The 22585-nt window shown below is 75.2% G+C and carries 22 protein-coding genes and 1 pseudogene; 22 read left to right on the plus strand and 1 reads right to left on the minus strand.

All coding sequences use genetic code 11. The features are described 5' to 3' along the window. Position 1: 1 nt before the first annotated feature. The 21 genes and pseudogenes from IEY94_RS07605 (at position 2) to IEY94_RS07700 (ending at position 18978) form a co-directional block, all read left to right on the plus strand. Entirely contained in the window at positions 2-961 is a 960-nt protein-coding gene (locus IEY94_RS07605) for a GGDEF domain-containing response regulator (protein WP_189169306.1), read from the plus strand. Positions 962-1355: 394 nt separating this feature from the next. Then, the gene (locus IEY94_RS07610) at positions 1356-1949 is read left to right on the plus strand and encodes a riboflavin synthase (protein ID WP_189169307.1); all 594 of its coding nucleotides are present in this window, start codon (positions 1356-1358) and stop codon (positions 1947-1949) included. After that, positions 1946-3184 (plus strand): bifunctional 3,4-dihydroxy-2-butanone-4-phosphate synthase/GTP cyclohydrolase II, encoded by a 1239-nt coding sequence (locus IEY94_RS07615; protein ID WP_189169308.1) that lies wholly within the window; start codon positions 1946-1948, stop codon positions 3182-3184. The genes IEY94_RS07610 and IEY94_RS07615 overlap by 4 nt, the downstream gene beginning before the upstream one ends. Beyond that, complete coding sequence (gene ribH / locus IEY94_RS07620; protein WP_189169309.1) at positions 3184-3663, plus strand: 6,7-dimethyl-8-ribityllumazine synthase; 480 nt, start codon at positions 3184-3186, stop codon at positions 3661-3663. The genes IEY94_RS07615 and ribH overlap by 1 nt, the downstream gene beginning before the upstream one ends. A 43-nt stretch (positions 3664-3706) precedes the next feature. Continuing rightward, positions 3707-3970, plus strand: coding sequence for a phosphoribosyl-ATP diphosphatase (locus IEY94_RS07625; protein ID WP_189169310.1), 264 nt, complete (start codon positions 3707-3709; stop codon positions 3968-3970). Between the two features lie 48 nt (positions 3971-4018). After that, positions 4019-4888, plus strand: a complete 870-nt coding sequence (gene hisG, locus IEY94_RS07630) for an ATP phosphoribosyltransferase (RefSeq protein ID WP_189169311.1) — start codon at positions 4019-4021, stop codon at positions 4886-4888. After that, positions 4885-5352 carry a PH domain-containing protein gene (locus tag IEY94_RS07635; protein WP_189169404.1) on the plus strand — a complete coding sequence of 156 codons (468 nt, stop codon included), beginning with the start codon at positions 4885-4887 and terminating at the stop codon, positions 5350-5352. The genes hisG and IEY94_RS07635 overlap by 4 nt, the downstream gene beginning before the upstream one ends. A 318-nt stretch (positions 5353-5670) precedes the next feature. Beyond that, a complete protein-coding gene (locus IEY94_RS23360) occupies positions 5671-7143 on the plus strand; it encodes a hypothetical protein (protein WP_229783398.1) in 1473 nt (490 codons plus the stop codon). Positions 7144-7496: 353 nt separating this feature from the next. Next, positions 7497-8096, plus strand: coding sequence for a translation initiation factor IF-3 (gene infC / locus IEY94_RS07645; RefSeq protein WP_189169405.1), 600 nt, complete (start codon positions 7497-7499; stop codon positions 8094-8096). 17 nt (positions 8097-8113) lie between these two features. Continuing rightward, the gene (gene rpmI / locus IEY94_RS07650) at positions 8114-8308 is read left to right on the plus strand and encodes a 50S ribosomal protein L35 (RefSeq protein ID WP_189169312.1); all 195 of its coding nucleotides are present in this window, start codon (positions 8114-8116) and stop codon (positions 8306-8308) included. A 36-nt stretch (positions 8309-8344) separates the two neighbouring features. After that, positions 8345-8731: a 50S ribosomal protein L20 gene (gene rplT / locus IEY94_RS07655; RefSeq protein ID WP_189169313.1), complete on the plus strand. Its 387-nt coding sequence runs from the start codon at positions 8345-8347 to the stop codon at positions 8729-8731. Between the two features lie 83 nt (positions 8732-8814). Beyond that, on the plus strand, positions 8815-9621 hold the full coding sequence (locus tag IEY94_RS07660; protein WP_189169314.1) for a TrmH family RNA methyltransferase: 807 nt from the start codon (positions 8815-8817) through the stop codon (positions 9619-9621). A 191-nt stretch (positions 9622-9812) separates the two neighbouring features. Then, positions 9813-10358, plus strand: a complete 546-nt coding sequence (locus tag IEY94_RS07665) for a hypothetical protein (RefSeq protein WP_189169315.1) — start codon at positions 9813-9815, stop codon at positions 10356-10358. A 209-nt stretch (positions 10359-10567) separates the two neighbouring features. Continuing rightward, positions 10568-10765 (plus strand): annotated as a pseudogene (locus IEY94_RS23935) (Scr1 family TA system antitoxin-like transcriptional regulator); the annotation flags it as partial. Then, positions 10699-11007 carry a Scr1 family TA system antitoxin-like transcriptional regulator gene (locus IEY94_RS23365; RefSeq protein ID WP_268244825.1) on the plus strand — a complete coding sequence of 103 codons (309 nt, stop codon included), beginning with the start codon at positions 10699-10701 and terminating at the stop codon, positions 11005-11007. The pseudogene IEY94_RS23935 and the gene IEY94_RS23365, both read left to right, overlap by 67 nt. Before the next feature lie 220 nt (positions 11008-11227). Then, positions 11228-12340 (plus strand): phenylalanine--tRNA ligase subunit alpha, encoded by a 1113-nt coding sequence (gene pheS, locus IEY94_RS07675; RefSeq protein WP_189169317.1) that lies wholly within the window; start codon positions 11228-11230, stop codon positions 12338-12340. Position 12341: 1 nt separating this feature from the next. Beyond that, positions 12342-14825: a phenylalanine--tRNA ligase subunit beta gene (gene pheT / locus IEY94_RS07680; protein ID WP_189169318.1), complete on the plus strand. Its 2484-nt coding sequence runs from the start codon at positions 12342-12344 to the stop codon at positions 14823-14825. 182 nt (positions 14826-15007) lie between these two features. Beyond that, positions 15008-15499 carry an arginine repressor gene (locus tag IEY94_RS07685; RefSeq protein ID WP_229783424.1) on the plus strand — a complete coding sequence of 164 codons (492 nt, stop codon included), beginning with the start codon at positions 15008-15010 and terminating at the stop codon, positions 15497-15499. 178 nt (positions 15500-15677) lie between these two features. Further along, positions 15678-16895 carry an argininosuccinate synthase gene (locus tag IEY94_RS07690; RefSeq protein ID WP_189169320.1) on the plus strand — a complete coding sequence of 406 codons (1218 nt, stop codon included), beginning with the start codon at positions 15678-15680 and terminating at the stop codon, positions 16893-16895. Positions 16896-16936: 41 nt separating this feature from the next. Next, positions 16937-18376: an argininosuccinate lyase gene (argH, locus tag IEY94_RS07695; protein ID WP_229783399.1), complete on the plus strand. Its 1440-nt coding sequence runs from the start codon at positions 16937-16939 to the stop codon at positions 18374-18376. Next, positions 18346-18978, plus strand: a complete 633-nt coding sequence (locus IEY94_RS07700; protein ID WP_189169406.1) for a DNA-3-methyladenine glycosylase — start codon at positions 18346-18348, stop codon at positions 18976-18978. Before argH ends, IEY94_RS07700 begins: the two co-directional genes overlap by 31 nt. Before the next feature lie 27 nt (positions 18979-19005). Here IEY94_RS07700 and IEY94_RS07705 read toward each other — a convergent pair whose 3' ends face one another. After that, positions 19006-20295 carry a M12 family metallo-peptidase gene (locus IEY94_RS07705; protein ID WP_189169322.1) on the minus strand — a complete coding sequence of 430 codons (1290 nt, stop codon included), beginning with the start codon at positions 20293-20295 and terminating at the stop codon, positions 19006-19008. Between the two features lie 538 nt (positions 20296-20833). On the opposite strand from IEY94_RS07705, the gene tyrS reads away from it, so the two are divergent. Continuing rightward, complete coding sequence (tyrS, locus tag IEY94_RS07710) at positions 20834-22093, plus strand: tyrosine--tRNA ligase (protein WP_229783400.1); 1260 nt, start codon at positions 20834-20836, stop codon at positions 22091-22093. The last annotated feature ends 492 nt before the right edge of the window (positions 22094-22585 follow it).

A 22585-nucleotide genomic window follows, 5' to 3' on the forward strand; every position in this document is an offset into this window, starting at 1 on the left:
CGTGAGCACCGAGGCGGCCCCGCGGCCGGAGCTGATCCTGGTCGTCGACGACGACGTCGACATCGCCCGCTTCGTCGAGGTCAACCTGCGCCTGCACGGCTTCGCCGCGCTGCTCGCCCGCGACGGCGAGGAGGCCCTCGAACTGATCGAGGCGCACCGCCCCGACCTCGCCCTGGTCGACGTGATGATGCCCCGGGTGGACGGCCTGGAGCTGACCCGCCGGCTGCGGGCCAACCCGCTGACCACCGCCCTGCCGATCATCATGCTGACCGCCAAGGGCATGACGGTGGACAAGGTCGTCGGGCTCACCGCCGGCGCCGACGACTACCTGGTCAAGCCGTTCGACACCCTCGAACTGATCGCCCGGGTGCGCTCGACGCTGCGCCGCAACCAGGAGTTCCGCGAGGTCTCCCCGCTGACCGGGCTGCCCGGCAACACCCGGATCCAGCGCGAGGTCGCCGACCGGTACCGGGCCCGGGCCGAGTTCGCCGTCGGCTACATCGACATCGACCGGTTCAAGAGCGTCAACGACGTGTACGGCTTCGTCCGCGGCGACGAGTTCATCTCGGCGCTGGCCCGCAGCCTGTACGACGCGGCGCTGGCCGCCGCCCCGCCGATGCCGTTCCTCGGCCACATCGGCGGCGACGACTTCGTCATCATCTGCACCCCCGGCCAGGTGCTGCCGCTGCTGCGCCAGGCGGTGATCGAGTTCGAGCGGGCCGCCGACGCCCTGTACGACGAAACCGACTCCCGGCGCGGCTTCATCGAGCTGACCGACCGGCGCGGCCAGAAGCACCGGGCGGCGCTGGCCACGCTGTCGATCGGGGTGGCGATCTCGGCCGAGTCCCGCCGGTACCGGGACCCGCGGCAGGTCATCGCGGTGGCCTCGGAGATGAAGACGGTGGCCAAGGGCCAGCCCGGCTCGTACATCGCCATCGACCGCCGCAAGAACCCCGAGTGAGCGGTACCGCCGGCGTATTCCCGTTCGGGCACGATTGTGACCTGCGCCGCGGCGATGGTGGGGCGGCCGGCCGGCGTGCGAGACTGATCGGGTACCCACCATGCGCTGGCGGGACTCGGTGAGATTCCGAACCGACGGTGATCCGGGCGGCGACGCCCGGTAAGCCCGTGACCCGGCCCTCGGGCCGGTGGACCCGGTGAGACCCCGGGGCCGACGGTCGGCTGTGCGGCGACGCACGGCCGGAAAGTCCGGATGGGAGTCGGCGCGACGGTCGGGCGCCCGGCGTGCGCCGGCCGCCCCGGGCGCGTGCCCGGGACGTCCGCGACCCCGCGCCGGCCCGCTGTCGTCCCCGCCTGCCGCCCCTCCCGTTGGCGCGCCGAGCGAGAGGACCGGCGTGTTCACCGGAATCGTCGAGGAGCGCGGCGAGGTCGTCGCGGCGCACCCGCTGCCGGACGCGACCCGACTGTCCCTGCGCGGCCCGGCCGTCACCGCCGACGCCGCGCACGGCGACTCGATCGCGGTCAACGGCGTCTGTCTCACCGTCGTCACTGTCGACGGCGACACCTTCACCGCCGACGTGATGGCCGAGACGCTGCGCCGGTCGTCGCTGGGCGCGCTGCGGCCCGGCGACCCGGTCAACCTGGAACGGGCGGTCACGCCGACCACCCGGCTGGGCGGCCATCTCGTCCAGGGCCACGTGGACGGCCTGGCCACCATCGCCGGCCGGCGCCCGGCCGAGCACTGGACCGAGGTCGACGTCGACCTGCCGGCCGGCCTCGGCCGGTACCTGGTCGAGAAGGGCTCCGTCACCGTCGACGGCGTCTCGCTCACGGTCGCCGGCGTCGCCGGCGACCGGTTCACCGTCGGGCTGATCCCGACCACCCTCGCGCTGACCACGCTCGGTACCCGGGCGGTCGGCGATCGGGTCAACATCGAGGTCGACGTCCTCGCCAAGTACGTCGAGAAGCTGCTGGGGGAGCGGGCATGAGCGACGCATCCGGATTCGCCACGATCGAGCGGGCCATCGCCGACATCGCCGCCGGCCGGGCCGTGATCGTCGTCGACGACGAGGACCGGGAGAACGAGGGCGACCTCATCATCGCCGCCGAGAAGGCCACGCCCGAGCTGCTGGCCTTCATGATCCGGTACACCTCGGGGTACATCTGCGCCCCGCTCGCCGAGGCCGACTGCGAGCGGCTGCACCTGCCGCAGATGGTCCAGCAGAACCAGGACTGGACCGGCACCGCGTACACCGTCACCGTCGACGCCCGCGACGGCGTCAGCACCGGCATCTCCGCCGCCGACCGGGCCCGGACCATCCGGCTGCTCGGCGACCCGCGGACCGTGCCGGGGGAGTTCGCCCGCCCCGGCCACGTCCTGCCGCTGCGCGCCCGGGCCGGCGGGGTGCTGCGCCGCCCCGGCCACACCGAGGCCGCCGTCGACCTGGCCCGGCTCGCCGGGCTGCACCCGGCCGGCGCCCTGTGCGAGCTGGTCAACGACGACGGCACCATGCAGCGGCTGCCGGATCTGCGCCGGTTCGCCGCCGCGCACGACCTCGCCCTGATCACGATCGCCGACCTGATCGCGCACCGGCGGCGCACCGAGCAGCAGGTTGAGCGGGTCGCCGACGCCCGCATCCCCACCGCGCACGGCGACTTCCGGGCGGTCGGGTACCGGGCGTTCGACGGCGCCGAGCACATCGCGCTGGTCCACGGCGACCTGGGCGACGGCGAGGACGTCCTGGTCCGGGTCCACTCCGAGTGCCTGACCGGGGACGTGTTCGGCTCGCTGCGCTGCGACTGCGGCCCGCAGCTCGACGCGGCGCTCGCCGCGGTGGCCGACGCCGGGCGCGGCGTGGTGCTGTACGTCCGCGGGCACGAGGGCCGGGGGATCGGCCTGCTGCACAAGCTCCAGGCGTACCAGCTCCAGGACCTCGGCCGGGACACCGTCGAGGCCAACCTCGAACTCGGCCTGCCCGCCGACGCCCGGGACTACGGCACCGGCGCGCAGATCCTGTCCGACCTGGGCGTGCGGTCGATGCGGCTGCTCACCAACAACCCGGCCAAGCGGGCCGGGCTGGAGGGGTACGGCCTCACCATCGTCGGCCGGGCCGCCCTGCCGATCCGCCCGCACCCGGAGAATGTCCGGTATCTGCGTACCAAACGGGATCGCATGGGACATTTGCTGGACGAGCTGGACGAGGTCGTGGAGGGACTCGCCTGATGGCCGGATTCGGGGACCCGCACCTCGCCGCGGTCGACGCCACCGGCCTGCGGCTGGCCATCGTCGGCTCGCGCTGGCACAGCGACCTGATCGACCACATGATCGACCGGGCCGCCGCGGGGGCCAAGGAGTGCGGCGTGGTCGACGTGGCGGTGCACCGGGTGGCCGGGGCGGTCGAGCTGGCCGTGGTCGCGCAGGCGCTGGCCCGCCGGTACGACGCGGTGGTGGCGCTCGGCGTGGTGATCCGCGGCGAGACCCCGCACTTCGACTACGTCTGCGACGCGGTCACCGCCGGGCTGACCCGGGTGGCGCTGGACGAGTCCACGCCGGTGGCCAACGGCGTGCTCACCGTCGAGTCGCTCGGCCAGGCCCGGGACCGCGCCGGCCTGCCGGACTCGGTCGAGGACAAGGGCCACGCCGCGGCGATCGCCGCCCTCGATGCGGCCGTCACCCTGCGCCACCTCACCGCCGCCGACTGACCGGGGCGGCGCCGGGCCCGGGGCAACTGGCACAATCAGCGGCGTGAAGACGTTCGAGGAGCTGTTCGGGGAGCTGTCGGCCAAGGCCGCGGCCCGTACGCCCGGCTCGGGCACGGTCGCGGCGCTCGACCGCGGCGTCCACTTCATCGGCAAGAAGGTCGTCGAGGAGGCGGCCGAGTCGTGGATGGCGGCCGAGCACGAGGGCCCGCAGCGCACCGCCGAGGAGATCGCCCAACTGCTGTACCAGGCGCAGGTCCTCATGCTGGCCACCGGCCTGGAGCTGAAGGACGTCTACCGACATCTCTGACGTGATCCGTCCGCGTACCCCGCACCCCGCGACAGGAGCACGCCGCCCATGGACCGCACGCTGAGAATCGCCGTACCGAACAAGGGCAGCCTCGCGGCCGCCGCCGCGCAGATGCTCACCGAGGCCGGCTACCGGCAGCGCAGCGACCCGAAGGACCTGGTCTGCCACGACGTCGCCAACGACGTCGACTTCTTCTACCTGCGCCCGCGCGACATCGCCACGTACGTCGGCTCGGGCGACCTCGACCTCGGCGTCACCGGCCGCGACCTGCTGGTCGACTCCGGCTCCCCGGCCATCGAGGTGCTGGACCTGGGCTTCGCCGCGGCGGCCTTCCGGTTCGCCGCCCGGCCGGGCGTGCTGGCCGCCGCCGAGGACGTCGCCGGCCGGCGCATCGCCACCTCGTACGCCGGGGTGGTCGGCGCCTACCTGGCCGGCCGCGGCCTGACCGCCGAGGTGGTCAAGCTGGACGGCGCCGTGGAGAACGCCATCCGGCTCGGTGTCGCCGACGTCATCGCCGACGTGGTGCAGACCGGGGCCACGCTGCGCCAGGCCGGCCTGGTCACCGTCGGCGAGCCGATCCTGCGCTCGACCGCGGTGGTGATCGGCCCCACCGCCGACCCGGCCGCCGACCCCGAGTCGGGCCCGGCGGCGGGCCAGCTCCTGCGCCGGCTCCAGGGCGTGCTGGTCGCCCGCCGGTACGTCATGCTCGCCTACGACGTGCGCGCCGACCTGCTGGAGGCGGCCAGCGACCTGACGCCGGGCATCGAGTCGCCGACGATCTCCCCGCTGCACCGGGAGGGCTGGGTCGCGGTGCAGGCGATGGTCCCGCGGGCGGACGTGCACCGGGTGATGGACGAGCTGTACGACCTGGGTGCCCGGGCGATCCTCGTCACCGACATCCACGCGTGCCGGCTGTGACCGCGGCCGCCGTCCGGCTGCGCCCGCAGCGGGCCCGGCTGGTCTGCCGGCTCGCCGCGGCAGCCGTGCTGCTCGTCTTCGCCGGGGTCGCCACGGTCCTGCGCCGGCCGGTGAACTCCGCCGAGGCGGCGTTCGGCGTCGCCGACCAGGTGGCGATGGTGCTGCTCGGGCTGCTCGGCGCGGCCGGCATCCTCGCGCTGACCCGGCCCCGGGTGGTCGCGGACGCTACCGGCATCCGGGTACGCAACCTCGTCGGCGGGTACGCCCTGCCCTGGTCGGTGGTCCGGGCGGTCCGGTTCCGGTCCGGCGCGCCGTGGGCCAGCCTGGAGCTGCACGACGACGACCTGCTGCCGATGATGGCGGTCCAGGCGGTGGACAAGCAGTACGCGGTCGACGGGCTGCGCGCCCTGCGTGCCCTGCACGCCGCCGCGGGCCCGGCCGACCGGGCACCGGCCGCGGGCTGACGCCGCCCGCCGGCGATCCGACGCCGGCTGTGAGCGGACTGCCGCGGGGCCTGTCACGGGCTGCCGGCGGGCCGGACGGACCGCCGGCGTGGCCGGGACCGTGCCCCGCGCGCCCTGAGACCGGGCCCGTCGGTCGGCTGGCGGCGGGCCTGTCGGATATCCGACAGCGGCGGTCGGGATACCGGACATCGGCTGATCGGCTCCACTGTGGCCACCGTCCGGCGGATCCGCGCGCGGCGCCGGTGTGGCGCAGGTCATAGTGACCCCGGTGGATGACCTGCACAGTGGCCGGATCTGCCCCGACCATCCGATTGGGATGTGATGTTGCGGTATCTGACGCTGGTCCTGTCCGCATCCGCTCTCGCCGCCGCGACCCTCGCCGCGCCGGCCGCCGCCGCCCCGCGGCCCGCCGCGGACGCGGCCCGGGCGGCCGCCCTCGCGGCGCCGGCCGCGAAGCCGCCCGCCCGCCGCGCGGCCCCGAAGCCCGCCGCCCGCATCACCTCGCTGCCCGGCATCCGGCCCGAGCTGATCCGCGGGCTCGACCGGGCCGGCGCCGCGACCCTGCGCGCGTACGTCGACCGGCGCACCCGCGCCGGCCAGCCGGTCCGCCCGCGGGCCGGCGCCGACACCGGCCGCCTCGTCGTCGGCGCCACCGACGCCGCAACCGGCGCCCCGGTGACCGGCGTGTGCGCCTTCCTGCTCGCCGAGTCCGCGCACGAGCAGTGCGACCGCGGCACCGGCGTGACGTTCCGCCGGGTGCCGGCCGACACCGAGCTGCTGGTGCTGGTGGAGGCCAACCCGTACCGGTACTACCTGACCACGGCCACGATGACCCGGGTCGGGCCGGGCGAGGCCAAGCAGCTCAACCTCAAGCTCGGCATCGGCGGCGTGGTGACCAGCCAGGTCGTCGACAAGTCCACCGGCCGCGGGGCCGGCGACGTCGCGTTCGAGCTGCGCGCCTCCGGCGTGCTCAGCGGCGGCGCCGGGCTCGGGTTCGGCCAGTCCGACGCCACCGGCGCCCTGCGCAGCCTGCCGGTCGAGCCGGGCGACTACCAGATCTTCGCGCTGCCGTCCCTGCGCTCCGGCCTCGGCGCCCAGTGGGTCGGCGCCCGCGGCGGCACGGGCCTGCAGCACCGCGCGATCACGGTGACCGTCCGGGCCGGCGCGGAGACCGCCGTCCCGACCGTCCGGCTCGACCCGGGCGGCACGCTGGAGGCCCGGGTGATCGGCGCCGACGGCAACCCGGCCACCGACGCGTTCGTCTCCAGCGAGCTGTGGCGGTACACCGACCGGATCAGCTCCGGCTGGGGCACCGACGCCGACGGCTACGTCGTGCTGCCCAACCTCGGCCCGTACGACTGGTCGCTGCGGTTCGTGCCGCAGTCGGGCGTACCGCAGTGGGCCGGCGGCTCGATCACCGCGGCCGACGCCGCCACGGTCCGGGTCCGCCCGGACGCGGTCCGGGAGTGGACCGTCCGGCTGGCCGTCGGCACGAAGCTGTCCGGCGCGGTCACCACCGCCCCGGACGGCGACCGGCTGCTGATGCTCGCCCACGCCCGCACCGGCGAGGTCGCCGCCGGCGTGCTGGTCGGCAACGCCGACGCCACGTACGCCGTCGAGCTGCTCGGCGGGCAGCCGATCAAGGCCCGGCAGCTCCTGCTCACCGCGGACGCGCCGGCCCCGGTCGAGGGCTGGCACGACAACGTGCGGACGTTCGCCGAGGCCACCGCGGTACCGGTGGCGCAGCAGGACGCCACCACCGCCGACCTGCGGTTCCCCGCGGCCGGCTGACCCGACCCGCGGGCGCCGCCGGGAGCACGCCCGGCGGCGCCCGCGGGCAGCCGGTCGGCCGGCGGGGGCGGTACCGGCGGCCGGGGCGGCCGGCCCGGGCCGGTCTGTTAGGATCGATGCGTCGACCGGACCGCCCGCTGTGGCGGTCCCGAAGCGGAGCGCCCGCTCCCACCTGCGTCGCCCTTCCGGCGGCGGGGTCCGGTCCCCGGCCATCGCGCCGGGTCATGCGCCCCGTGCGCGTACCGACCGGTCGAGTGGGCCCCGGCATGCGCCGGGGCTTTCTGCTTTCCCCGGCGGCCCCGGATGGGCTGTCCGGGAATCGACGGCAGACGGTACGTACCCGAGGAGGCCTCATCAGCGTCGAACCACGCGTCAACGATCAGATCCGGGCCCGCGAGGTCCGCTTGGTCGGCCCGGAAGGTGAGCAGGTGGGGATCGTTCCGTTGGAGCGGGCCCTGCAGTTGGCCGCCGATGTCGACCTGGACCTGGTCGAGGTCGCGCCGATGGCCCGGCCACCGGTGTGCAAGCTCATGGACTTCGGCAAGTTCAAGTACGAGAGCGCACTCAAGGCCCGGGAAGCCCGGCGCAACCAGCAGCAGACGGTCATCAAGGAGATGAAGCTCCGGCCGAAGATCGACCCGCACGACTACGAGACCAAGAAGGGTCACGTGGTCCGGTTCCTCAAGGCGGGCGACAAGGTCAAGGTCACGATCATGTTCCGTGGTCGTGAGCAGAGCCGCCCCGAGCTGGGCTACCGCCTGCTCCGCCGGCTCGAGGAGGAGATCTCGGAGCTGGGCTACGTCGAGGCCGCCCCCAAGCAGGACGGCCGTAACATGATCATGGTTTTGGCGCCGCACCGCGCCGTCAAGGCCACCGCGGTGGCAGCGGGCGCCAAGGGCGACCGCGGCGAGGCCGAGGCGTCGGCCGAGCCGGCTGCCACGGCCGGGGAGTGACAGGAGAGCGTTCACACATGCCGAAGATGAAGAGCCACACGGGCACGGGCAAGCGGGTGCGGGTCACCGGGCGCGGCAAGCTGCGCACCGAGCAGGCCGGCAAGCGCCACCTGCTGGAGGGCAAGGCCTCCACCCGGACCCGCCGGCTGACCGGCACGGTCGAGGTCGCGAAGGCCGACACCAAGCGGATCAAGAAGCTGCTCGGCCGCTGACGCGCGCCATCGTACTGACGTAGGGGAGTTACGGACATGGCACGCGTCAAGCGGGCAGTGAACGCGCAGAAGAAGCGCCGCGAGGTCCTGGAGACCGCCAGCGGCTACCGGGGCCAGCGGTCCCGGCTGTACCGCAAGGCCAAGGAGCAGGTGCTGCACTCGATGCAGTACGCCTACCGGGACCGTCGCGACCGCAAGGGCGACTTCCGGCAGCTCTGGATCACCCGGATCAACGCGGGCGCCCGGGCCAACGGGCTCACGTACAACCGGTTCATCCAGGGCCTGCGCCTGGCCGGCGTCGAGGTCGACCGCAAGATCCTCGCGGACCTGGCGGTCACCGACGCCGCGGCGTTCGGCACGCTCGTCGAGGTCGCCCGCAAGGCCGTCCAGGCCGAGGGCGTCGGCGGCGTGCAGGCCGCCTGAGCACCGCGAAGCACCGACCAGCGCCCCGCGCCGCCCGGCGGCCGCGGGGCGCTGGCCTGTCCGGCCGACCCCGGAGGTGTCCGATGACGCTGTTCACCCCGCGCACGCCGCGGGTCGCCGCCGCCCGCCGCCTGCACCGCCGCCGCGACCGCGACCGCGCCGGCCGCTTCCTCGCCGAGGGCCCGCAGGCCGTCCGCGAAGCGCTGGCCCGGCCCGGCGCGGCCGTCGAGCTGTTCGGCACCCCGGCCGCCCTGGACCGGTACGCCGACCTCGCCGCGGCGGCCGCCGCGGGCGGCGTGCCCGTCTCGCCGGTGACCGACGAGGCGCTCGCCGCCCTCGCCGAGACCGTCGCCCCGCAGGGCCTCGTCGCCGTCTGCGCCCACCTGGACCGCCCGCTGGCCGACGTCCTGGCCGCCGGGCCGGCGCTGGTCGCGGTGCTGGTGGACGTCCGCGACCCCGGCAACGCCGGCACGATCCTGCGCACCGCCGACGCGGCCGGCGCCGCCGCGGTGGTCTTCGCCGGCGACACCGTCGACCCGTACAACGGCAAGTGCGTCCGCGCGTCCGCCGGCAGCCTCTTCCACGCCGACGTCGTCCGCGCGCCCGACCCGGCCGGCGCACTGGCCGCGGCCCGCGCCGCCGGCCTGCGGGTGCGGGCCGCCACCGGGTACGGCGACCTGGACCTGCACCGCCTCGCGGCGGCGGGCGCGCTCGCCGGCCCGACCGCCTGGCTGTTCGGCAGCGAGGCGCACGGCCTGCCCGCGGACCTGCTCGCGGCGGCCGACGAGCGGGTGCGCGTCCCCCGCTACGGCCGCGCGGAGAGCCTGAACCTGGCCGCCGCCGCGGCGGTCTGCCTGTACGCTTCGGCGGCCGCGCACCACCCGGCGTGACCCCTGTCACGCGTCCGCGCCCGAACGGGCACCCTTGCCCGGCGACCCGCCTCCGCGACCGTCGCACATGGCTCGATACACCGCCCCGCCGCCGCCGGCCGTTGCTACCTTCGGGCGATTCGCGAGGATTGCTCAGGTAAGGCGCCGGGCATCGGCCCGGCCGTGATCCCCGCGGGACGGGGAGGAAGGCGATGCGCAAGCGCGCCGCAACGTGGTCCGCTGCCCTGCTCACCACCGCGCTCGCGGCCACCGGCGCGCCGGGCCCGGCCGCCGCGACCGCGCCCGGCCGGCACCCGGTGTTCATCCCGTACGCGCAGACGCTGGTGGTGCAGCCGGCCAAGATGGCCCGGTACGACGCGCACCGGGTGCTGCGCCGGTCCGGCATCGTGGTCTGGTCCAGCGGTAGCTGCATGCGCCGGATGAACCGCATGTGCACGTCGCTGGACGGCATCAACCGGGCCACGATCCTCGGCGCGGTGACGCTGCGCCGGGCGTCCGGCTGCGGGCTGACCGTCACCGGCGGCACGGAGGTGGGGCACGAGCTGCCGCGGCCGTACAAGTACACCCACTGGAACGGCTACAAGCTGGACTTCCGTCTGACCAATTGCCTGAACCGCTACGTCACGCGGACGTTCCGCGCGATCGGGGGGAGCCAGTGGCGGGCCCGCTCGGGCAACATCTACTACCGCGAGCCGGACCACTGGGACGTCACCTTCTTCAACTGCGGCGGCTGCTGACCTCTCGGCGTGGCCGGGTCCGGGGCCGCGGTGCCGGAATCCCCGGACCGGCCGCCGGGGTGTCCGGCTCCGTACGTCCCGACGTGGTGCTCGCCGCCCCCGGCGCAAGGTTGATGACGAATGTCGTCGCGAATCCGCGCCGTCGCGGGGTAGCGGCGCGCAAGGTTGCGTGATGTTGATGTTGACCGGTGGCCGTGTGGGGCGGGACGATGGGAGGACACCGTCCGCATTGGAGCCGGGGATGCCCGGTACCGGGACGGTCATGTTCCGGGGTACACGACGTGAACATCCTGCCCGGACCCTTCCGGACGCCGGAGTACATGCGTGCCGCGATGAGCTTCTGGCGCGACCTCCTCGGCGCACCGGACGACCTGACCGAGGCAGTCGCCGCGCGGCAGCGGCGCGCCGCGCTCACCCTCGGTACCGGCAAGCGGGTCGTCGCCGTGGTCGCCGAGAGCGCGCTGCGGTCCGCTACTGCGACGACGCAGCGCACGAGGCACAGCTCGCCCACCTGTTGGTGATCATGCGACGACCGAATGTGTCGGTCGGGATCCTCCCGCTCGCGGCCCGGGTCGGGGCTGTCGCGCCGACCGGCTTCTGGATCTTCGACGACACGTCGGTCACCGTCGAGCTGGCGACAGCCCGATGAGCGCCGGCGGCCGGGGCATGCCCGGCGCACTCGTGCGCAGGGCGGTGGTGATATCCGCACGACCCGGCCCGGGCAGCGCAGTAGCATCGCCCGGGTGAGTCGGTCGTTCGGGTTGTCCGCCGGAGGCGGGTCGCGGAGTTGACCGCTCCCGCCCCACACCCGCACCGGCGGCGCGGTACGCCCGTAAACTGCCCGGTGGCTGTCCGGTGTGAGGGGGACCATGTCCTACAAGAATGACCCGTACGACCCGAAGCAGGTCGCGCTGCTCGACCCGGCCGCGCTCGACGCCGCCGTCGCCGCGGCCGGTGCGGCGTTCGCCGCCGCGCCGGATCTCGCCGCGCTGACCGCGGTCAAGCCGGCGCACCTCGGCGACCGGGCGCCGATCGCGCTCGCCCGGCGGGAGATCGGCGCGCTGCCGCCGGCCGCGAAGGCCGACGCCGGCAAGCGGGTCAACGTCGCCCGGCAGGCCGTGGATGCGGCGTACGCCCGGCGGGCCGCCGAACTCGAGGCCGAGGCGGCCCGGCGGATGCTGGCCGAGGAGCGGGTGGACGTCACCCTGCCGTGGGACCGGCACCCGCGCGGCGCCCGGCACCCCGTCAGCACGCTGATGGAGCGGGCCGCGGACCTGTTCGTCGGGATGGGTTACGAGGTCGCCGAGGGGCCCGAGGCGGAGTTGGAGTGGTACAACTTCGACGCCCTCAACTTCGTCCCGGACCACCCGGCGCGGACCATGATGGACACCTTCTACCTGGCCACCGCGCGCGCGGCGGCGGGCCGGACGGCCGGCGACCACGCCTCGACCGGCGAGTCGGGGCTGGTGCTGCGCACGCACACCTCGCCGGTGCAGATCCGGGCGCTGCTGGGTCGCGAGCTGCCGGTGTACGTCGTCTGCACGGGCCGGGTGTACCGGACCGACGAGCTGGACGCCACGCACCTGCCGGTGTTCCACCAGATCGAGGGCCTGGTGGTGGACCGGGGGATCACGATGGCGCACCTCAAGGGCACCCTGGACCACTTCGTCGCGACGATGTTCGGGCCCGGTTCGCGGACCCGGCTGCGGCCGTCGTACTTCCCGTTCACCGAGCCGTCCGCGGAGCTGGACGTGTGGTTCCCGGAGCACCGGGACGGCCCGCGCTGGGTGGAGTGGGGCGGCTGCGGCATGGTCAACCCGCGGGTGCTGCGCGCCTGCGGCGTCGACCCGGACGAGTACTCCGGGTTCGCGTTCGGGATGGGCATCGACCGGGCGTTGATGTTCCGGCACGGGGTGACCGACCTGCGGGATCTGGTGGAGGGCGACGTGCGGTTCGCCCGCGCCTTCGGGATGGGAGTCTGAGATGCGCCTGCCGGTTTCGTGGCTGCGCGAGTACGTCGACGCGCCCACCGACCCCGGGGAGCTGGAGCGCGCCCTGGTCCGGGTGGGCCTGGAGGTCGAGGAGATCGTCGACCTGCGCACGTCGGTCGCCGGCGACCTGGTGGTCGGGCGGGTGGCGAGCGTCGAGGAGCTGACCGGGTTCAAGAAGCCGATCCGGTACTGCCTGGTCGACGTCGGCCGGGACGCACCGCAGGAGATCGTCTGCGGGGCGCGCAACTTCGCCGAGGGCGACCTCGTGATCGTGATCCTGTCGGGCGGGGTGCTGCCGGGCGGGTTCGCGATCGGGGAGCGGAGGACGTACGGGCGGATGTCCCGCGGGATGATCTGCTCCGGCCGGGAGCTGGGCGTCAGCGACGACCACGACGGCATCATCGTGCTGCCGCCGGACGCCGCCGCGCCGGGCACCGACGCGCGGCCGCTGGTCGGCCTGGACGACGTCGTGGTCGAGGTCAACGTGACGCCCGACCGCGGGTACTGCTTCTCCGTCCGCGGCATCGCCCGCGAGCTGGCGGCGTCGCTCGGCGTGCCGTTCCGCGACCCGGCCGCGCTGCCGGGCGTCCCGGCGGCGACGCCGACCCCGGCGTACCCGGTGCGGATCGAGGACCCGGCCGCCTGCGACCGGTTCGCGGGGCTGGCGGTGCGCGGCATCGACCCGGCGGCGCCGAGCCCGGCGTGGCTGGCCCGCCGGCTGGTCCGGGCGGGGATGCGGCCGATCTCGCTGGCCGTGGACGTGACCAACTACGTGATGCTCGAACTCGGGCAGCCGATGCACGCGTTCGACCTGTCCGCGCTGCGCGGCGAGCTGGTGGTCCGCCGGGCCCGGCCGGGGGAGAAGCTGACCACGCTGGACGGTACCGCCCGCGAGCTGCACCCCGAGGACGTCGTCATCGCCGACGACTCGGGCGTGGTCTCGCTGGCCGCGGTCATGGGCGGGGCGAGCACCGAGGTCGCCGCCGGGACCACCGACCTGCTGCTGGAGGCCGCGCACTGGGACCCGATCGCGGTCGCCAGGGCGGCCCGCCGGCACAAGCTGCCGAGCGAGGCGAGCAAGCGGTTCGAGCGCGGCGTCGACCCGGCGCTGCCGCTGGTCGCGCTGCACCGGGCCGCGGCCCTGCTGGTCGAGTACGCCGGCGGGACGGTCGGCGCGGACGTCCTGGACGTCGACACGGTGGCGCCGCCGGCGGCGGTCCCGCTGGACCCGGCGCTGCCGGGCCGGACGGTCGGCGTGCCGTACCCGGCGGCGCGGGTGGCGGCGCTGCTGGAGCTGGTCGGCGCGACGGTGGCCGACCCGGCCGCGGACCGGTGGGCGGTCACGCCGCCGACCTGGCGGCCCGACCTGCGCGACCCGGCCGACCTGGTGGAGGAGGTGGCGCGGCTGGACGGGTACGACCGGATCCCGAGCGTGCTGCCGAGCGCGCCGCCCGGCCGCGGCCTGACCGCGGCGCAGCGCCGCCGCCGGGACGCCTCCCGGGCGCTGGCCGAGGCCGGGTACGCCGAGACGCTGTCCTTCCCGTTCCTGGACCCGGCGGTCTGGGACGCCCTCGGCCTCCCGGCCGACGACCCCCGCCGGACCGTGGTGCGGCTGGCGAACCCGATGTCGGACGTCGAGCCGGCGCTGCGCACCCGGCTGCTGCCGGGCCTGCTCGCCGCGGTCCGCCGCAACCTCGGCCGCGGCCACCGAGACGTCGCGCTGTACGAGCTGGGCCTGGTCTTCCTGCCCCGGGACACCGCGGGCGCGCCGCCCCGGCTGCCGGTCGACGGCCGGCCGGCGGCGGCCGACCTGGCGGCGCTGGAGGAGTACGTGCCGCGCCAGCCGCAGCACGTCGCCGCGGTGCTGGCCGGCGACGCCGCGCCCGCCGGCTGGTGGGGCGAGGGCCGGGCGGGCGGCTGGGCGGACGCGGTCGAGGCCGCGCGGATCACGCTGGCCGCGGCCGGCGTGCCCGCGGCCCGGATCGCGGTCCGGTCGGGCGAGTACGCGCCCTGGCACCCCGGCCGGTGCGCCGAGATCCTGGTCGACGGCGCGGTGGTCGGGCACGCGGGCGAGCTGCACCCGGCGGCGCTGGCGGCGCTGGACCTGCCGCCCCGGACGGCGGCGCTGGAGCTGAACCTGGACGCGCTGCCGCTGCCCGACCCGGTGGCCGCGCCGCGGCTGTCCGGCTTCCCGCCGGCGCTGATCGACGTGGCGCTGGTCGTGGACGAGGGCGTGCCGGCGGCGGACGTGCACGCGGCGCTGGCCGCGGGCGCGGGGGAGTTGGCCGAGGCGATCCGGCTGTTCGACGTGTACCGCAGCGACGACCGGCTCGGCGCCGGGCGCAAGTCGCTTGCCTACACGTTGACGTTCCGCGCCCCGGACCGCACGCTGACCGCGGAGGAGGCGGTGGCGGCGCGCGACGCCGCGGTCGCCGCGGCGGCGGCACGCACCGGCGCGGTCCTGCGCGGCGCCTGAACGCGCGGGACCCCGGCGGGCCCGGGGGGTTACCACCCATCCCACGAACCCGCCGGGGCGTCTCGTAGCCCATCCACTCGGATGGGGCACCGTAACCGTAATCACGGTGTCCTGCATAGTTATACGGGGTACCGTAGGGTCATGCAACAAGTGAGACCCGCATCATGCGACAGGTGAGCGACGTGCAGCAGGTGAGCAAGGCCGTACGGCAGGAGCGGATCACGGCGCTGGTCCGCCAGCAGCCCGTGCGCTCCCAGGCGGAGCTGGCGGCGCTGCTCACCGACGCCGGCATCCAGGTCACCCAGGCCACACTGTCCCGCGACCTGGAGGAGCTGGGCGCGGTCAAGGCCCGCGGCGCCGGCGCCGGCGCGTACGTGATCCCCGAGGACAACAGCGACCCGCTCGTCCCCGCCGAGACCGCGCCCGCCCGGCTGCACCGGCTGCTGCGCGAGCTGCTCACCGGCGCCAGCGCCAGCGGCAACATCGCGGTCCTGCGCACCCCGCCGGGCGCTGCCCAGTTCCTCGCCAGCGCCATCGACCGGGCCGGGCTCGGCGAGGTGCTCGGCACGATCGCCGGCGACGACACCATCCTCATCGTCGCCCGCTCCGACATCGGCGGCGACGGCGTCGTCGCCCTGCTCAGCGCGGCCGCCGGCCCGCGCGAGGACGGCTGAGCCGTGCGCGCGCGCCGACGACGACGGCACCGGCGGACGACCACCGCCGCCGGCTGACGCCGCCCCGCCACCCTCCCCACCCGCGGCCACCCCCGCGACCCATCCGCACGATTCCACCGGACCGGCGCCCGCCGGCGCCGGTCCATGCCGGCACGCCGGCAGTGAGAGGAGCAAAGCCGTGACCGCATCGACCGGCGAGCGGGTCGTCCTCGCCTACTCCGGCGGCCTGGACACCTCCGTGGCCATCCCGTACCTCGCCGACAAGCTCGGCGCCGAGGTGATCGCCGTGGCGATCGACGTCGGCCAGGGCGGCGAGGACCTGGCCGCGATCAAGCAGCGGGCGCTGGACTGCGGCGCCGTCGCCGCCGAGGTGATCGACGCCCGGGACGAGTTCGCCGCGCAGTACTGCCTGCCCGCGCTGCGCGCCAACGCCCGCTACATGGACCGGTACCCGCTGGTCTCCGCCCTGTCCCGGCCGCTCATCGTCGAGCACCTGGTCGCCGCGGCCCGCCGGCACGGCGGCACCGCCGTCGCCCACGGCTGCACCGGCAAGGGCAACGACCAGGTCCGGTTCGAGGTCAGCTTCGGCGCGCTGGCCCCCGACCTGAAGATCATCGCCCCGGCCCGCGACTTCGCCTGGACCCGGGACGCCGCCATCGCGTACGCCGAGGCCAACGACCTGCCGATCGACGTCACCCGGCGCTCGCCGTACTCGGTCGACCAGAACCTGTGGGGCCGCGCCGTCGAGACCGGCTTCCTGGAGGACATCTGGAACGCCCCGGTCGAGGACATCTACGACTACACCAGCGACCCGGCCGCCGCGCGGATCGCCGACGAGCTGGTGATCACGTTCGAGCGGGGCGTCCCGGTCGCGATCGACGGGGCCGCGGTCACCCCGTACGAGGCCATCGCCCAGCTCAACGCCCGGGCCGGCGCGCAGGGCGTCGGCCGGCTCGACATGGTCGAGGACCGGCTCGTCGGCATCAAGAGCCGCGAGGTGTACGAGGCGCCGGCCGCCATCGCGCTGATCGCCGCCCACCAGGAGCTGGAGAACGTCACCCTGGAGCGGGACCTCGCCCGGTTCAAGCGCGGCGTCGAGCAGCGGTGGACCGAGCTGGTGTACGACGGCCTCTGGCACTCCCCGCTGCGCCGGGCCCTCGACGGGTTCCTCGCCGAGACCCAGGCCAGCGTCAGCGGCGAGGTCCGGCTGCGGCTGCACGCCGGCACCGCCGTGGTCACCGGCCGGCGCTCGGCGGCCAGCCTGTACGACTTCGGCCTCGCCACCTACGACACCGGCGACACCTTCGACCAGAGTCTCGCCAAGGGCTTCGTCAGCCTCTGGGGCCTGCCGACGACGCTGGCCGCGGCCCGCGACGCCCGACTCGCCGCCGGCTAGCCCCTTGGGCGAGTGACCGATACATGAGCAGAATGGACACCGTGGAACCCCAATCCTTGTCCTCGGGCGGCGCGCGACTGTGGGGCGGCCGGTTCGCCGGCGGCCCCGCCGAGGCACTCGCCCGACTCTCGGTCAGCGTCCAATTCGACTGGCGGCTCGCCCCGTACGACCTCGCGGCCTCCCGCGCCCACGCCCGGGTGCTGGCCCGGGCCGGCCTGCTCAGCAACGACGAGCTGGGGCGGACGCTCGCGGCGCTGGACGACCTGGAGGCCGCCTGCGCCGCGGGCACGTTCCGCCCCACCGTCGAGGACGAGGACGTGCACACCGCCCTGGAGCGCGGCCTGATCGAGCGCCTCGGCGCGCTCGGCGGCAAGCTGCGCGCCGGCCGGTCCCGCAACGACCAGATCGCCACCGACCTGCGGCTGTACCTGCGGGACCGGGCCCGGGGCATCGCCGGCCGCCTGGTCGAGCTGGCCGACGCCCTGGTCGAGCAGGCCGAGCGGCACCTGGACACCCCGGCGCCGGGCATGACCCACCTGCAGCACGCCCAGCCGGTGACGTTCGGGCACCAGCTCCTCGCCCACGTCCACCCGCTGCTGCGCGACCTCGCCCGGCTGCGCGACTGGGACGGCCGGGCGGCGATCTGCCCGCTCGGCTCCGGCGCCCTGGCCGGCTCGTCGCTGCCGCTGGACCCCGTCCGGGTGGCCCGCGAGCTGGGCTTCGCCGCCGCCGCGGAGAACTCGATCGACGCGGTCGCCGACCGCGACTTCGTCGCCGAGTTCCTGTTCGTCACCGCGCTGGTCGGCGTGCACCTGTCCCGGCTCGGCGAGGAGGTGGTGCTCTGGACGTCGCGGGAGTTCGGCTGGGTCGAACTCGACGACTCCTTCGCCACCGGCTCGTCGATCATGCCGCAGAAGAAGAACGCCGACATCGCCGAGCTGGCCCGGGGCAAGTCCGGCCGGCTCATCGGCGGGCTCGTCGCCGTCCTCACCATGCTCAAGGGCCTGCCGCTGGCCTACGACCGGGACATGCAGGAGGACAAGGAGCCCGCGTTCGACGCGGTCGACACCCTGGATGTCGTGCTGCCCGCGCTGGCCGGCATGATATCCACCATGACCGTACGGGTGGACCGCCTCGCCGCCGCCGCGCCCGCCGGCCACACCCTCGCCACCGAGGTCGCCGACTGGCTCGTCCGGCGCGGCGTGCCGTTCCGCGAGGCGCACGAGGTCACCGGCCAGCTCGTCGCCCTCTGCGTGGGCCGCGACTGCGAGCTGTCCGACCTGGACGACGACGACCTGCGCGCCGTCAGCGAGCACCTCGACCCCGAGGTCCGCGAGGTGCTCTCGGTCAAGTCGGCGCTCGCCGCCCGCACCACCCCCGGCTCCACCGGCCCGAAGCCGGTCGCCGACCAGTGGGCGGACGTCGCCGACAAGCTGACCGACTGGCGCGCCTGGTCCGCGGAGCGGGTGGTGCCCCGCTGACCCCCTCGCTCGCCGCGCTGCTCGACGGGCCGCCCGCCGCGGCGGCCGTCGGGCTGCTCGGCGCGCACCTGACCGCCGGCCCGGTCACCGTCCGGCTCACCGAGATCGAGGCGTACGGCGGCCCCGGCGCCGACCCGCCGTCGCACGCGTTCCGCGGCCGGACGTCCCGCAACGCCGTCATGTTCGGGCCGCCCGGCCGCGCGTACGTCTACTTCAGCTACGGCCTGCACTGGTGCCTCAACGTCGTCACCGGCCCCGTCGGCGAGGCGGCGGCGGTGCTGCTGCGCGCCGGCGAGGTCGTCGCCGGCCGGGACACCGCCCGGCTGCGCCGGCCCGCGGCCAAGCGGCACCGCGACCTCGCCCGCGGCCCGGCCCGGCTGTGCGCGGCCCTGGCCCTCGACGGTACGGCCAGCGGCGTCGACCTGCTCGACCCCGCCGCGCCGCTGCGGCTGACCCCGGCACCGGACCCGGTCGACCCCGGCGTGTTCCGGGCCGGGCCGCGGGTCGGCGTGAGCAGCGGCGCCGACACCCCGTGGCGGTTCTGGCTGGCCGACGAGCCGACCGTGAGCGCGTACCGGCGCGGCGGCCGCACCCGCCGGTGAGGCCGCCGCCCGGTCGGTACCCGCTGCTCAGTTCCGGAAGCGCGACACCCGCGGCGCCGTCTCGTTCAGCAGCCGGACGTTGTCGTTGGCGTTCGCGGTACCGATCGTCACGCCCTTGACCTGCTTGGTCGGCGTCGACCAGTAGCGCACCTCCGGGCACTCCGGGTGCCCCTGCCGGGAGCACTGGTACGCCATCGTCGTGCGCAGCACGCCCGGCTTGCGGAACCCCTGCCCGTACGCGAACGCCGGCTTCCCGCCGCCGGTCCCGTCCGTCTGCGACGTCTCCGGGTCGTGCGAGGCGCCCTGGTTGTGGCCGACCTCGTGCTCGAACGCCGACGTCGTCCCGACGCAGAAGTCGCCGACCACCCCGAACGCCTGCTCGGCGCTCGCGTTCAGCCAGGCCAGGCCGCAGTACTGCCGGGAGCTGACCAGCAGCACCACGACGTCGGCCCGCGCGGCGTCGCGCATCTGGTGCACCTCGTCGAGCTGGCCGTCACCCTTGCGGGTGAGCACGTCCAGGTCCTTCTGGAAGCCCTGCTCGCGGTAGTTCACCGTCTTCGCGTCGGCCAGCTCCATCGTGATGTTGATGCCGGAGTTCTGGTACGTCAGGTTCGCCTGCGCGACCCCCTTCTGCGCGGCCGACCGCACGTCGCCGGTCATGGCGCTGGGCTGGACGACCAGCGCCCGGATCACGTACGGCTCGGCGGCGGTCGCCGGCCGCCCGGCCACCCGCAGCGGGTCCGCGGCCGGGCGGCCGGTGTACCCGCTCGGCCACGCCGGCGGGTGCATCGGCGGGATCGCCGCCGGGTCCACCTCGCGCAGCACGTGGCCGCCGCCGGGGACGGGGTCGATCCGGTGGATCGCCCCGCCGGCCCGGAACGTGCCGCTGACCTGCCCGCCGCGGCGGACGACGGTGAACCACTCGGTCTCGTCCACGCCGGCGGTGGCGCGGCCGTCGCGGTCGGCGTGGGCGACGCCGCTCCAGGCCGTGCCGTCGCCGATCGTCTCGGTACGGACCCGCTGGACGTACCGGGTGCGGCCGCCGACGTCGACGGCGAGCGTGCCGACGTCCGCGGCCAGCGCGGCCGGGTCGACGCCGACGGGGACCGCCGACCGGTAGCCGGGGTCGGCGGCGAGCGCGGCGAAGCCGGGGCCGGGCCCGGGCGTGGCGGGGGTGAACAGGTGCGGGGCGTGCGCGGTGGCGGCGCGGTCGAGGAGCGTGGCCGGCGGGGTGGTGTCGGCGGCCCGGGCGGTGGCGGTGCCGGACAGGACGAGTCCGGCGATTCCTACGACGAGCAGGGTTCGGTTGGCCCGCATGGTGCGGCGTCCTCCTGACGCAACGGTCGCCGAGGTACGGGCGCGACGATCTCGGCGAATCTGCTGTAAGGGGTAGGTTCGCCGCGTCCGGTCCGAAAGCGCGCACAGCCAAGCATGGGCGTCGATCCCTTGGCAATACCGTCCACGCATCGACGGCGATGCCATGCGCGATGCGCATAACCGCATCGATCGCAGCCGCCGGTGGGCGAGCGCGGCGCCGCGGGCGACCGGGCTCGGTGCGCGCCCGGGATCACGTCGTGCGCTGGCCCGGCGGACCCTCGGGCGGACCCCGGCCCCGGTCCCGGCCCCGCACTCGGCCCCGCACTCGGCCCCGCACTCGGCCCCGCACTCGGCCCCGCACCCGGACCCGGACCCTGCCGCGGCCCGCGGCGCGCGGCCGCAGGTCGGTGCGTGCGCGGGTGCCGCCGGTCGGGCGCGCGGGCCGGGACAGCGGCCCGGCGGCCGGCCGCCGCGGGTGCCGCCCGGGCCGGGCCGCGCCGGTACCGCGCCCGCCCGGCCGCTCGTGGAGAATCGGGTCGTGACCGATCTCCTCGATGACCTCACCCGGCGCGGGCTCGTGCAGGACGCCACCGACCCCGACGCGCTGCGCGCCCACCTCGCGGCCGGCCCGGTGACCTTCTACGTCGGCTTCGACCCGACCGCGCCGAGCCTGCACGTCGGCAACCTCATGCAGGTGCTGATGGCCCGCCGGCTCCAGCTCGCCGGGCACCGCCCGCTGCTGCTCGTCGGCGGCGCCACCGGCCAGATCGGCGACCCGAAGGAGTCGGGCGAGCGCTCCCTGCAGACCCCCGGGGTGGTCGCCGAGTGGGTGCAGCGCATCCGGGACCAACTCGCCCCGTTCGTCAGCTACGACGGGCCGGCGGCCGCCAGGGTCGTGAACAACCTCGACTGGATGGCCGAGCTGTCGGCCGTCGAGTTCCTCCGCGACGTCGGCAAGCACTTCCCGGTCAACCGGATGCTCGCCCGCGAGGTGGTCCGGGCCCGGCTCGAGAGCGGGATCAGCTTCACCGAGTTCAGTTACCAGCTCCTCCAGGCGCACGACTTCTTCGCGCTGCACGGGGCGTACGGGTGCTCGCTGCAGTTCGGCGGCTCCGACCAGTGGGGCAACATCACCGCCGGCGTGGACTACGTCCGCCGCCGCGGGGGCGGGCCGGTGCACGCGTTCACCACCCCGCTGGTGACCCGGTCGGACGGCACCAAGTTCGGCAAGTCCGAGGGCGGCGCGATCTGGCTCGACCGGGTCATGACCAGCCCGTACGCCTTCTACCAGTTCTGGCTGCGGGCGGACGACCGGGACGTCGTGGACTACCTGCGGTACTTCTCCTTCCGCGACCCGGCGGCGATCGACGAGCTGGCGGCGGCGGTGGCCGAGCAGCCCGCGGCGCGGCTGGCCCAGCGGGCGCTCGCCGAGGAGCTGACGACGCTGGTGCACTCGGCGCACGACTGCGCCCAGGCGGTCGAGGCCAGCCGGGCGCTGTTCGGCCGGGGCACGCTGACCGAGCTGGACGAGGCGACGCTGGCGGCCGCGCTCGGCGAGGCGGGCCTCGCCACGGTCAGCGGCGAGCTGCCCTCGGTGGCCGCGCTGCTGAAGGAGTCGGGGGTGGTGGCGAGCATGAACGAGGCGCGCCGGGCGATCGCCGAGGGCGGGGCGTACCTGAACAACGTCCGGGTGGCCGACGCCGAGGCCGTGCCGGGCGCGGGGGACCTGCTGCACGGGCGGTACCTGGTGCTGCGCCGCGGCAAGCGGACCGTCGCCGGCGTGGAGATCCGCCGCTGAGGCCGTAACGGGCGCGGCCGATTTGACGTTGGGTTGGCCGGAGGCGTAACTTCCTCCGTGCCCCGCGGGGATACCGACGAAGCGGGCGGAATCCGAACAACCCATTTCCATCCGGGTTGTCGTGTGCCCGCCGCCGGCGGTCCCGCGGATCGGGCGGAGCGCGCCCGGCCAACCCGGAAGGGGGGCCGATTTGGACGCGCGAAACCGACCGAGTAAGGTTTACGACCGGCAGAGGAACGGGCCAGCCGCGAGGCGGACCCCGAATCGGGCCCGACGGGACAGTACGGTAACGTAGGTCCGGTCAAACCGCGACAGAAACGTCCGATCCGGAACACACCGGGTTGACAGGAACGAAGCGGTAAGATAAGCTAGAAACGGGACAGCCCCGAGCGAGACACCGGGAAGCCGGTGGCGAGCACGGAGACTGCTTGTTCTTTGAGAACTCAACAGGGTGTTTTCTTTAGGATGCCAGTGCCATTATGAAATGGCAGC

Source organism: Pilimelia anulata (genome assembly GCF_014647895.1).
GTDB classification, from domain to species: domain Bacteria; phylum Actinomycetota; class Actinomycetes; order Mycobacteriales; family Micromonosporaceae; genus Pilimelia; species Pilimelia anulata.